We start from the raw sequence: 11,383 nt of genomic DNA, 5'->3' as shown, positions 1-11,383 counted from the left end.
CAGGGGGGCGAGCAGGGAGACGACGGGGACGGCACCGACCCGGCCGGCGACCTCCAGCACCGCCTCGATGGGTGCGTCGGCGGCGGTCGGCTGGCCGGTGGCGACGATTGTGGGGGTGTCGCCGTGGCCGATGCGGGAGACAACGACGGGCACCAGCACGATGGCGGCCACGACGATGGCCGCCAGCACGACGGCGGCGTGCCCACGGGGACGGGGGCGGCCCAGGGCGGCGCCGATGGCACGCTGAGCGCCGGTGATGGCCGGCGGCTCCTCCGGCTCCGGCTCGGGCTCAGGCGGCGGAGGTGGAGCGGGCGCGGCGGGCGCATTGCCCTCGCGCTCGCGGGCACGCTCCCTTTCCCGCTCGCGCAGCTGGCGGCGGGTCAAGGGCTTGCCGTCCGGCCCGAGGGCCGGCAGCGGCGTGGTGTCGTCGGCGTGAGAAGTCATGGGCTGGTAACGAGTATGCCAGAGCGCGGCGGCTCGGGCTCCTCCATGGCGGCCAGCAGCGCATCCACCCGCGCGTCGACGGCGACGAAGGGATCGCGCAGGGCGACGGGGCGGGTGTGTCCGTCGTCGAGCTTGAGGTTGACCCAGTCCACCGACAGGTCGCGGCGCAGCTCCTCGGCGCGGGCGACGGCGGCGCCCCGCAGGTGCGCGCGGGTGGTGGCCGGCGGCGTGTCGACGGCGGCGCGGCAGGCGGGCTCGTCCACGATGCGCTTGAGCAGTCCGGCGGCCTCCAGACGCATGCGCAGCCCGTCGGTCGGGTCGACGTCGTGGTAGGCCAGGGCCAGGCGGGCCACGCGCGGATCGTCCAGACCGGTGCCGGCGCGCTGCGCGTAGCGGGTCAGCAGCTGCTGCTTGGCGGCCCAGTCCAGTTCGGTCGCCACCAGCGCCGGGTTGCCGGTGCGCACGGCCTCCAGGCCGCGCTCCCACAGCTCCAGCACGCACCGATGTGCGTCGGTCAGGTCCAGTTCGGCGTCGGCGTGGGCGCGCACGCGCTCCAAGTGCTCGGACTGCAGCTCGACGGGGGTGATGGTGCGTCCGTCCGCCAGCTCGAGCAGCACGGTACCGGTCAGGTCGTGGCAGGTGTCGCGGATGGCCCGCATGGGGTTGACCAGGCGCAGGTCGGACAGGTCGCCGCCGGCCTCCAGGTAGTCCAGGAGCAGGTCCATGGCCCCGACCTTGAGCAGGGTGGAGCCCTGGGCGATGTTTGAGTCCCCGACGATCACGTGCATGCGCCGGTACTTCTCGGCGTCCGCATGCGGCTCGTCGCGGGTGTTGATGAGCGGACGGGAGCGGGTGGTGGCCGAGGAGACGGCGTCCTCCATCTGGTCGGCGCGCTGGGAGAAGACGTAGCGGGCGGGGCGCTTCCCGGCGGGGTCGGTGAGGATGTGGCCGGCACCGACCAGGATCTGCCGGGTGACCAGGTGGGGTACCAGGGTGCGGGCGTCGTTCCAGAAATCGCCGCGGCGGCGCACCAGGTAGTTCTCGTGGCAGCCGAAGCCGGCGCCCTCGGCGTCTAGGTTGTTCTTGAGCAGGTGGATGCGACCGGGCACGTCCTGGGCGGCCAGGCGCGCGTTCGCCTGCGCGGCCAGATCGGCCATGGTCAGTTCACCGGCCCGGTCCTGGGCGAGCAGGTCGGTGAGGCTGTCGCATTCGGCGGTGGCGAACTCGGGATGGGAGCCGACGTCCAGGTACAGGCGGGCGCCGCCGCGGGTGAACACGTTGGAGGAGCGGCCGCGGGCGATCAGGGGGGCGAACAGCTCCCGGGCGGCGTGGTCGGCGTCCAGCGGCGGGGGGCCGCCGGCCGTGGAGGCGCAGGTGATGCCGTACTCGGTTTCGACGCCGATGATCCGCCTGGCGGGGGTGCGCCGGGCGGTGGGGGCGGCCGGGGAGGCCGTCACTCTCACTGCCCGCCCTTCTGTACGAAGCCCTGGACGAAGGCGGCGGCGTTGGTCTCCAGGACGGCGTCGATCTCGTCGAGGATGTCGTCAACACCGGCGGCCTGCGTCTGGCCGGAGCCGGCGGCCGGCGCCGGGTCGGGGGCGGCGGGCTCGGGAGTGGGTTGGATCTGCTCGTTGAGGCTCATGCGCGTGATTGACTTTCTGATTCTTCCGGTTCCGCGGGGGTGACGGCGTCTTGGACGGCGCCCAGGATACGTGCCGACTCGGCTTCCGATACCGCCACGGCGTCGGGCAGTGGCAGGCGCAGCAGCTGCGCGCGCCCGGGCACGTCCAGCACCAGGCTGGTCCAGGAGGCGGCGACGACGGCGGCGTGGTTGGCCACCGCCGTGCCACGGACGGCGGCGCGCGTGCCGGCGGGCGGCCGGTCGGCGGCGGCCTCCACCTCGGCGTCGGTGACCAGGCGGCGGGTGCGGCCGGCGGCAATGAGCTTCTCGGCCAGCCCGCGGCCGGCACGCAGGTCGGCCCACTGAATGTCGGCGGCGGCCAGACGCGGGTCGTCCCAGCCGGTGCCGGCTCGCTCGCGTAGGCGCTCGCACAGCTGCAGTTTGGCGACCCACTCGACCAGCTGTGCGGCCCGAGCGGTGGCCTGTGGCTGGGCGGGGGTGCCGTGAGCGGCGGCGTAGGCGTCCAGTGCCTCCAGGGTCTCGTCCCATAGGGCTAGCGCCTGGGCGGTCTCGGCGCCGACGTGTTCGGCATCGATGCCGCCGTAGTCCTCATCCAGGGCGGCGGTGATGGCCTGCAGGTGGGCGCGCTGGATCTCCAGTGCGGTCAGTCGGCCGCGGGCAGTGGCGAGCGCGTAGGTGAGCGTCGGGTCGTGGGACAGGGCCCAGTGCTCCTCCACCGGGTCGGCGGTGATGCGCAGGTCGGCCAGCGCCCCCAGGCCCTGGCGGCGGTCGTGGGCGCGCTCCAGGTACCACAGCAGCAGGTCGGTGCTGGCGACCTTCAGATAGGTGGGCACGTCGAAGCGGTTGGCGTCCCCGTTGATCACGTGCAGGCGCCGGAAGCGGGCGGCGTCGGCGTGCGGCTCGTCGCGGGTGTTGACGATGGGACGATTGAAGGTGGTTTGCAGGGCGATGTCGGTGCCCACGTAATCGGCGCGCTGGCTGATCTGGAAGCCGGGGCGTTCGCTGCGCTGCCCGATGCCCACCCGGCCGGCCCCGGCGAACACGGGTCGGGTCACCAGGAAGGGGATCAGGGCGGCGGCCAGCGTGTCGAAGGGCAGGTCCCGGCGCACCAGGTAGTTCTCGTGGGAGCCGTACGCGGCGCCCTTGCCGTCGACGTTGTTCTTGTACAGAACCACCTCGGCGGGGGTGTCCTGCGACAGTCCCGTGTCTCCGGCACCCCGGGCCAGCGCCGTCATGGCGCGGCGGGCGATCACCTCCCCGGCCCGGTCCCACACCAGGGCGTCGTGGGGAGTGAGTACCTCCGGGGAGGAGTACTCGGGGTGGGCGTGGTCCACGTATAGGCGGGCGCCGTTGGCGAGCACCGCGGTGGTGGCCTGCGGCAGGGCGGCCTCGGCGGCGCTGGGACGCGGGCGCGTGCCCCATGGGGCCGGCGGGACGTCGCCGGAGGGCGCGGGGCGGTCGGGGTCGTCGGTCAGTTGGCTGGGGTGGGCGGCGGCCCGCTCCAGGCGGCCGCCGCGCAGGTCGGCGAGCGGGTCCTCCCCCTCGTAGTCCCAGCGGACGGCCTGCCGCGTGCCGGCATCGGGGCGGGCCGCCGCCCCATAGGCGGACACGATGCGGCTGGCCATGACCACCGCGTTGGCGTAGGGGTTCCCCGGCTCAAGCACCCCGAATTCGGTCTCCAGGCCGACGGGGCGCCGTACCGGAGTGAACTGGCTGGGCTCGGGCACGCTCATGCGTTCTCCTGTCGGTTTGTGGCGGTCGTGTCAGTCAGGCGGCGCACCGCGCGCACCATCTCACCGCGGTGGCCGACGACGCGAGCCGCCGCCTCGGGGGCGGTGGCGGCGGTGATCTCCTCGTTCTGCTGGGTCTCGACGGCGACCGCCGCGCGCAGCCGCTCGGTGGACAAGCCGCCGTCCCCGCCGGCCAGCTCGTCCTTGATGGCGGCGGTCTTGGCGCGGGCGACGACGGCGGCGAGCATCGCGCCGGAGACGAAGTCGGCCAGGTACAGGGTCTCCCGCCGCCCGGAGACGTAGGTCAACTCCAGCACCGCCCGCTCGGGGGTGCGTGCGTACAGGTCGGCGACGACGGCGCGGCGCATGGCCGCCGCGGCGGCCTCCCGGTCGCCTCCGGCCGCAGCCAGTTCCGCCGGATCCAGGGGCAGGTCGGCCCGCAGGTGCTTGCCGAGGATCTCCTGCGCCCCGACGGCGTCGGGGCGGTCGATGCGGATCTTCACGTCGAAGCGGCCGGGCCGCAGGATCGCCGGATCGATCATGTCCTCCCGGTTGGAGGCGCCGATGATGACCACATTGTTCAGCGACTCGACGCCATCGATCTCGGTGAGTACCTGCGGCACGATCATGGTCTCCACGTCGGAGGAGACACCGCTGCCACGGGTGCGGAACAGGGCCTCCATCTCATCGAAGAAGATCACCACGGGCCGGTCCTCGGCGGCGACCTTGCGGGCCTGGTCGAAAATGGCGCGGATCTGCCGTTCGGTCTCGCCCACGAACTTGCTAAGCAGCTCCGGGCCCTTGATGTTCAGGAAGGCGGCGTCGTGGACGCCGGCACCCGTCGAGCGGGCCAGGGAGGTGGCGACCGCCTTGGCGATCAGGGTCTTGCCGCAGCCGGGCGGACCATACAGGAGCATGCCCTTGGGGGCCTGCAGCCCGTAGGCGCGGTACAGCTCGGGATGTGCGAAGGGCAGTTCGAGGGAGTCGCGGATCTGCTGAATCTGCGGGCCCAGGCCGCCGATGTCGTCCCAGGACACGTACGGGGTTTCGGCGACGACCAGCTGCTGGACGCTGGTGCGGGCGATACGGGCGGTCACCAGGTCCGCACGCAGGTCGGCGGCGAGCGTGTCGCCGGGCCGCAGCGCGTCGGCGTCGAGGTGCCCGGCCAGCCGCACCACGCGGGTGGCGCCGGAACCGGTCGTGACCAGGGCGCGGGCCGCGGGCACCGCGGTGCTCTCATCGGCGGCCGCTGCGTCGTCGCCGTCGGCCAGCACCTCGTCCAGGGTGACGGCCTCACCGGTGTCGGGCGCGGGCAGGGAGTCGACCACCAGCATCTGGTCGTTGACGGCCACGCGCTGCCCCACCCGCAGCTCGGCCGCCTGCAGATCGGGGTGAAGTCCCAGCCGCAGGTGACGTCCGCCCAGGGATACGTCGGCCTCGGCGGGGCCGGGCAGGCCCGTGAGCAGGCCGAGCGTTACGGGCGGGCGGGTGACGGCGTCGAGCTGGGTGCCGAGTTCCGCGATGCGTTCGCGGGCGGCGTTCAGGGCCGTTGCGAGGCGCTCGTTCTTGGCGGACAGGCTGATGGCCTCGGCGCGGGCCTCACGCAGCTGGTGGCTGGTGAAGTCGCGCGCCGGCATGCCCAGGGGTTGGGAGTCACTCATGTTCCGGCTCCTGTGGTTCGGGCAGGCCCGGCTGAACCGGGGTCGCGTCCTCGGGCTGCTTGGCCCGGCAGTCGCGCAGCACGCGGCGGACCTTGCGGTCGGTGCTGGTGCGCTCCCCCACGTCCTCGATGGTCCAAAAGCCGGCGTCGTCGTAGGCGCCGCGGGCGGGCAGGCGTTTACGGGTCAGTGGGGCGGAGTCGGCGGCGAGGCGGCGGGCGGAGATCAGGAAGCCGGTGTGGGCGACCATGCGGTGGTCGGGACGCACGGCCAGGCCGTCGACGTGCCAATTGCGTACCGCCGACTCCCAGGACTCGGGCTCGGTGAAGCGCCTGGAATGGCGCAGTGCCTCCACGGTGCGCGACAGCTGCGGGACCGTGGCGACGTAGGCGAGGAACACGCCGCCGGGCACCAGCGCGCGGGCGGCGGCGTCGACGTTCTCCCAGGGGGCGAGCATGTCCAGCACCACCCGGTCCACGCTCGCCTCGGCGACGTGGGCGGCAACCACGTCGGCGAAGTCACCGGTGCGCAGCTCCCAGGCGGGGTGGTGACGGCCGAACCAGGCGTCGACGTTGGAGGCGGCAATCGCCGCGAAGTCATGGCGCCGCTCAATGGACAGCAGGTGGCCGCCCTCCCCGATCGCGGACAGCAGGCTCATGGTCAGGGCACCGGAGCCCACCCCCGCCTCCAACACCCGGGCACCGGGAAAAATGTCCGCGAAGGCAATGATCTGGCCGGCGTCCTTGGTGTAGACGACCTGTGCGCCACGCGGCATGGACAGCACGTAGTCCGCCAGCAGCGGTCGCAGCAGCAGCAGCTCATGCCCGGACTCGGTGGTGATCACCGTGCCCTCATCGCGGCCGACCACGTCCCGGTGGTAGAAGCTGCCGCGCTGGGACTGGAAGTAGCCGCCGGGGTCGAGCACGAAGGTGTGCTTGCGGCCCTTGGAGTCGGTGACCTGCACGCGTTCGCCGTAGCGGAGGGGGCCGCGGCGCCCGGCCTGCCCCAGTACCTGCTGGGTGGCTACGCGCGGCTGCACGGCGGGAGTGGTCTGCTCGCTCATCGGGCCCGAGTCTAGTAAGCCCCGAAGACGGTGGCGTTACGCTGTTACCGGCGTCCCAACCGTGGGCGCCGACCCGGTTGCACGAATTGCACGGTCCGGAGGAAGTCCGGATGGCGCCGCTCCCCGAGGGGAAAACACAATCAGGCGCTCGTCACCGCGGTCCTGCGGAAATTCGGGCACGTGCCCGGCCGCGGGCCAAGGACTCCAGTTGCACCGGGGGCGTTTTTCGCACCCGTAGGAGTCCTCATGCCGCATACACCGCCGACGCCCGTTCCGCCCACAGTGCCCAATACCTCAGCGGAGAGCAGCGTCTACTTCGACGGCCAGTTCTGGGTGCTGGTCCTGACCATCACCTCCGGCGGCCGCGTGTACGCCGCCCGCCAGATACTCGGCGCCCTGCCCAGCGACGCCGAGCTGTACGCGTGGCTACTGGCCCACGGCGGACAGCTGATCGACGCCGCACTTGCCGGTCCCGGAGTTCAATCCACCTCCCGGGGCGGGCCGCAGCGCGTCAATCCCAAACGCGCCGCCCGCCAGGCGGCCAAGCAGGCGGCCCAACACGCACCCTCAACGGCCTCGCAGGAGGCCTTGGCACGCGCCCGAGAACAGCAGGCCGCCACGCGAGCGCAGGCGTCGACCGCCGCACGACGTCGCCGTGAACAGGAGCGCTATGAGCAACGCCGGATTCGGGCTAAACGCCGCCACCGGGGTCACTGACCTCCGGTTTGCTCCGGCAAGTGGGCCACCACCGCGAGCTGAAGCGGAAGCCGGTCGCGCAGCGCCGCATCGCTGAAGCGGTATCCCTCCGCACCTCGTTCCATGAGCTCGGGCCAGCGGCACCAGGCGGAGAAACGGGTCTCGGTCACCTCGTCGATGACCAGACCGACTTCGAGCAGCGCGGTGAGGATCTCGCCTACGCCGTGATTCCACTGGTGGCTGACCGTATGGGTGATGGCGGGCGACCCGTCGGCGGCGGCGACGTAGGAGCCCTCGTCTTCCCAAGTCATGGGTTCAGTGCGTTGGAAGTAGGGCTCGTGAAGCGTCAGGCCGTGGGTGGTGTCGTCCCCCACCGCCTGCAGCACAGGGTGGTCGTCGCGCAACACCAGGCGGCCCCCGGGCCGCAGCAGCGAGGCGACCACGCGGGCCCATGCCGCCACGTCGGGCAGCCAGCACAGCACCCCCAGAGAGGTGTACACGAGGTCGAAGTCTCCCGTGAGCGCCTGACGGGCGTCATAGACATTGGCCTGCCCGAAGTCGATGTCGACGCCGGCGCGCTCGGCAATGGACCGAGCACGGCGCAGGGATTCCCCCGACAGGTCTAGCCCCACCACCCGGCGGGCGCCCATACGGGCCAGGCTCACCGTGTCCAGACCGAGATGGCATTGCAGGTGAACTACGTCCAATCCGTTCAGGTCGCCCAGGCGCTCGCGGTCCGGGGCGATCTCCGCGGTGATGGCGGTCGGGGAGGCGAGCAGTTCATCAATGCCGTAGCCGCTGGCCTCGTGTAGGGCCGCACGGTCATCCCAGTTGGCACGGTTGTCGGTGAAGCGACCGGCATGATCGGCCAAGTCGGCCCGGACGGCGTCGTTCATGGCGCCAGTGTACCATGCCCGCGCGATGTGCGGCCGGGCGCCGTCGAGTCAGCGGGCGCCGGTGGGGACGGCGCCGGTGACGCGCCCGCCCTCCACCAGCACCAGCCACCGGGAGACCGTGCGCGCCCGCGCCAGGGCGTCGGCGGCCGGTTGCCCGGTCATCTGGGTGGTGACCGCGGCCGCCGGCAGCACGGTGCACACCTGGCCGACGGTGACGGCGGTGGCGTCGGGCAGGCCGGATCGCTCCAGCTCGGCCAGGGCGGGACCGTCCAGCGTGCCCAGAATCCGCGCGCCGTCGGCCACGAGCACCAACCCCGCTCCGGCGTCGAGCTGCTCACCCGCAGTGACCAGAGGTGTTTCGGCGCCGACGACGGCGACCGGCCGGGCCAGGGCGCGCAGGTCGAGCCGGGCGGCGGCGCGGGTGCCCCGCCCCAGGCCGAGCACCCGCCAGGAGGTGGTGGCGATGGGCCAGGCGACCATGACGGCCAGGATCAGGCTGAAGGAGTCGGGCCGTGCGCCGGCCAGCAGCGGCGCCAGCACCCAGCGCCAGGCGATACCGACCACGACGGCAAGCCCGCCGACGGCGGCCACCCGCTGGCCCATTCGACGCCGGCCGCTCAGTTGCTCGACCAGTGCGGCCAGCGCATGCCCGCCGTCGAGTGGCAGCCCCGGCAGGGCGTTGAAGACGCCCAGGGCGAGGTTGACCCAGGTCAGTGCCCACGCCGCCACGTAAACGGGTGCGGAGGAGGCCCGATCCAGCATGCCGTGCCCGACGGCCCACAGGGCCAGGTTCACGGCCGGCCCGGCCAGGGAGGTGAGCACGTCCTTCCAGGGGCGCCACCGGGACGACGGGCCGAAGCTGGTGCGTCCGCCCCACAGGTACAGCTCGTAGCGCACCGGCCTGCGCCCCAGCAGCGCACCGACCGCCCCATGGGCGAACTCGTGACACATCACGCTCACGCCCACACCCAGCACCGTGGCCGCCACCGTTCCGAGCACGATGGCGGGGCTATATCCGGCCAGTGCAGAGGACACCAGCGGATACCAGCTCCCGGCGATGAGCAGGCCCAGCAGCAGCGAGGTGGGGGCGACCACCACGGGGGCACCACCGAGCGTGAACAGCGTCCAGGAGTCCGAACGGCGTCGGGCAGCAGATGCGGTCATGCCCCGACCCTAGCGGCGGTGCCTATGGGAGCACCGCCGCCGTCCACAGGACCCGCCCGGAGCAGGGCGTCACGTCGACCTGTGGATGCACGGGCTGCTCGCCAACATTGATGTCGGCCGACGGCGGTAGGTTCGCACCGTGAGTGAGCAACCAGACCGCCCCGACGCAACCCCCGCTGCCGCACCCGCCGAAACGCCCGCCGCGGGTCCCGCCGTCGGCGTGCGCCCCACGGGCCCCGGCGGGAGCGCCCGCCGCCGCGGTTCGGGGCGTACGGCGCTGTCGCCGTCGCGGGCGAAGGACTTCATGCAGTGCCCGCTGCTGTTCCGCCTGCGCACCGTGGACCGCCTCCCGGAGCCCGGCTCCCTGGCCACCCACAAGGGCACGCTCGTACATGCGATTCTGGAGCGCCTGTACGACCTGCCGGCCCGCGAGCGCACCCGCGAGGCCGCCCTGGACATGCTGCCCGGACAGTGGGAGACGCACCGGGAGAAGCATCCGGAGGTCATGCCCCTGTTCCCGGACTCCGCCGCGATCGACCCCTGGCTGGACGAGGCCAGGACGCTTATCAGCGCCTACTTCCAGCTTGAGAACCCCACGCGTCTGGAGCCGGCCGAGCGGGAGCTGTTCGTGCAGACCGAGACGCACGACGGGCTGCTGCTGCGCGGTTTCGTCGACCGCCTGGACGTGGCCCCGGGCGGTGCCATGCGGGTGGTCGACTACAAGACCGGCCGCTCCCCCAGCCCGCGCTTCCAGGAGGATGCGCTGTTCCAGATGCGCTTTTACGCCCTGGTGCTCTGGCGGCTGCGCGGGCGGGCGCCGGCGCGCTTGCAGATCGTCTATCTCAAGGACGGCCGCACCCTCACCCACGATCCGCGTCTGCCGGAGCTGGAGGCTACCGAGACCAAGCTCGCCCACATCTGGGACGAGGTGGAGGACTGTGCCGCCGCCGGCGAGTTCGCCCCGCGCCGCTCCCGCCTGTGCGACTGGTGCGCCTACCAGGCCCAGTGCCCGCTGTTCGGCGGGACCACCCCCGAGCTGCCCGCCGACGGCGTCGCGCGGCTGCTCACCGCCCGGCGCGCACCTACAGCCCGAGCCTGATCCGGCCCCGCGTCTCACAAAGTGGTATCCCCTTGGCATGAGGCCATCGCCCGCGCCTACGATTCCGGCCACCGCTGCCGACCTCAGTCGGTGACGGCCATCAACCCCCTCCCCTGCACGGAAGAAAGCACTCATGAGCTCCCAGATCGCAGCCCGCAACCTTCGCGCCCGGCGCGGAGCGTGTTGCTGCATGCTCGACCTGGCCAGGGCTCACTGAGGCAGCAGCACCCAAGTACAGCGCACCCGAGCGAGTACGTAACCCTGCTTCTTCCCCCGGCCCACCGGCGCAACGGCACGCGCCGGTAGGCATCCCTGGCCAGGCCAAAGCCCAACCCCCATCACAGTCGCGGGTGGGCCACGCCTGTGGCCGACGGCGTCATCGCGCCGAAGCAGTCGCCCCACCCGCGTCCTTGACCACAGATTGCGGGCCGCTCTCCCAGCGGCCCGGACAGTCGGACAAAGGACCTCCATTGATATTCACCGGACTACTCGTCGGCGGCGTGCTCGGACTCGTCCTCCAACGCGGCCGCTTCTGCATCACTGGCGCCTTCCGAGACCTTTGGGTCTCCGGATCCTGGCGGTGGATGACCGCCTTCCTGCTGGCCATCGCCGTCCAGGCCGTCGGCGTCACCCTGCTCACGGCTACCGGCGCCATCACCCCCGAGGTGCCCACGCTGTCGGTCGTAGCGACCGCGGTCGGCTCTCTACTGTTCGGCGTCGGCATTGTGCTGGCCGGGGGCTGCGCCACCGGCACCTACTACCGCGCCGGAGAGGGCCTGGTGGGGTCCTGGTTCGCGCTCATCGCCTATGCCGGCACGGCGGCGGCTTCGAAGACCGGCGTGCTCGCCCCGGTGACCACCTGGATCAAGGGCCTGTGGACCACGCAGCTGACCACGATTCCCGCCGCCTTCGGGCTACCCGACTGGGTCGGCGTGCTCGCACTGGTGGCGGCAGTCGCTCTTCTGGTGCGTTGGCAGCTCCGGCTTGCGGC

11 protein-coding genes are annotated in these 11,383 nt (G+C 72.3%); 3 read left to right on the top strand and 8 right to left on the bottom strand.

Annotation, left to right across the window (positions count from 1 at the left end):
* The 6 genes from BN1056_RS00770 to BN1056_RS00745 all read right to left on the bottom strand — a co-directional run.
* The coding region (locus BN1056_RS00770) for a hypothetical protein (protein ID WP_210578298.1) at positions 1-444 on the bottom strand (444 nt) is incomplete at its 3' end.
* Complete coding sequence (pafA, locus tag BN1056_RS00765) at positions 441-1,907, bottom strand: Pup--protein ligase (protein WP_244671424.1); 1,467 nt, start codon at positions 1,905-1,907, stop codon at positions 441-443. The genes BN1056_RS00770 and pafA, both read right to left, overlap by 4 nt.
* Positions 1,904-2,086: a ubiquitin-like protein Pup gene (locus BN1056_RS00760; RefSeq protein WP_073332495.1), complete on the bottom strand. Its 183-nt coding sequence runs from the start codon at positions 2,084-2,086 to the stop codon at positions 1,904-1,906. The genes pafA and BN1056_RS00760 overlap by 4 nt, the downstream gene beginning before the upstream one ends.
* On the bottom strand, positions 2,083-3,819 hold the full coding sequence (gene dop, locus BN1056_RS00755) for a depupylase/deamidase Dop (protein ID WP_210578296.1): 1,737 nt from the start codon (positions 3,817-3,819) through the stop codon (positions 2,083-2,085). The genes BN1056_RS00760 and dop overlap by 4 nt, the downstream gene beginning before the upstream one ends.
* A complete protein-coding gene (gene arc, locus BN1056_RS00750; protein ID WP_210578294.1) occupies positions 3,816-5,477 on the bottom strand; it encodes a proteasome ATPase in 1,662 nt (553 codons plus the stop codon). Before arc ends, dop begins: the two co-directional genes overlap by 4 nt.
* On the bottom strand, positions 5,470-6,537 hold the full coding sequence (locus BN1056_RS00745; RefSeq protein ID WP_210578292.1) for a tRNA (adenine-N1)-methyltransferase: 1,068 nt from the start codon (positions 6,535-6,537) through the stop codon (positions 5,470-5,472). Before BN1056_RS00745 ends, arc begins: the two co-directional genes overlap by 8 nt.
* Before the next feature lie 246 nt (positions 6,538-6,783).
* On the opposite strand from BN1056_RS00745, the gene BN1056_RS00740 reads away from it, so the two are divergent.
* The gene (locus BN1056_RS00740; protein ID WP_210578289.1) at positions 6,784-7,254 is read left to right on the top strand and encodes a YjdF family protein; all 471 of its coding nucleotides are present in this window, start codon (positions 6,784-6,786) and stop codon (positions 7,252-7,254) included.
* Here the strand turns inward: BN1056_RS00740 and BN1056_RS00735 are convergent.
* Together BN1056_RS00735 and BN1056_RS00730 are read right to left on the bottom strand one after the other, a co-directional pair.
* Entirely contained in the window at positions 7,248-8,129 is an 882-nt protein-coding gene (locus BN1056_RS00735) for a class I SAM-dependent methyltransferase (protein WP_210578287.1), read from the bottom strand. The genes BN1056_RS00740 and BN1056_RS00735 overlap by 7 nt on opposite strands.
* A gap of 48 nt (positions 8,130-8,177) precedes the next feature.
* Positions 8,178-9,293, bottom strand: coding sequence for a site-2 protease family protein (locus BN1056_RS00730; protein WP_210578285.1), 1,116 nt, complete (start codon positions 9,291-9,293; stop codon positions 8,178-8,180).
* Between the two features lie 277 nt (positions 9,294-9,570).
* Between BN1056_RS00730 and BN1056_RS00725 the strand changes: the two genes are divergently transcribed.
* Complete coding sequence (locus BN1056_RS00725) at positions 9,571-10,392, top strand: RecB family exonuclease (RefSeq protein ID WP_210578304.1); 822 nt, start codon at positions 9,571-9,573, stop codon at positions 10,390-10,392.
* Between the two features lie 470 nt (positions 10,393-10,862).
* The coding region (locus BN1056_RS14505; RefSeq protein ID WP_244671423.1) for a YeeE/YedE family protein at positions 10,863-11,383 on the top strand (521 nt) is incomplete at its 3' end.

Source organism: Actinomyces succiniciruminis, from assembly GCF_900002405.1.
Classification (GTDB): domain Bacteria; phylum Actinomycetota; class Actinomycetes; order Actinomycetales; family Actinomycetaceae; genus Actinomyces; species Actinomyces succiniciruminis.
Note: the sequence above shows the minus strand (reverse complement) of the source record. Positions and strands in the feature narration are given on the sequence as shown.

Coding starts and splice junctions, on each gene's coding strand:
- BN1056_RS00760 (WP_073332495.1), bottom strand. CDS start 2,086: ATGAGCCTCAACGAGCAGATCCAACCCACTCCCGAGCCCGCCGCCCCC.
- dop (WP_210578296.1), bottom strand. CDS start 3,819: ATGAGCGTGCCCGAGCCCAGCCAGTTCACTCCGGTACGGCGCCCCGTC.
- arc (WP_210578294.1), bottom strand. CDS start 5,477: ATGAGTGACTCCCAACCCCTGGGCATGCCGGCGCGCGACTTCACCAGC.
- BN1056_RS00745 (WP_210578292.1), bottom strand. CDS start 6,537: ATGAGCGAGCAGACCACTCCCGCCGTGCAGCCGCGCGTAGCCACCCAG.
- BN1056_RS00740 (WP_210578289.1), top strand. CDS start 6,784: ATGCCGCATACACCGCCGACGCCCGTTCCGCCCACAGTGCCCAATACC.
- BN1056_RS00735 (WP_210578287.1), bottom strand. CDS start 8,129: ATGAACGACGCCGTCCGGGCCGACTTGGCCGATCATGCCGGTCGCTTC.
- BN1056_RS00730 (WP_210578285.1), bottom strand. CDS start 9,293: ATGACCGCATCTGCTGCCCGACGCCGTTCGGACTCCTGGACGCTGTTC.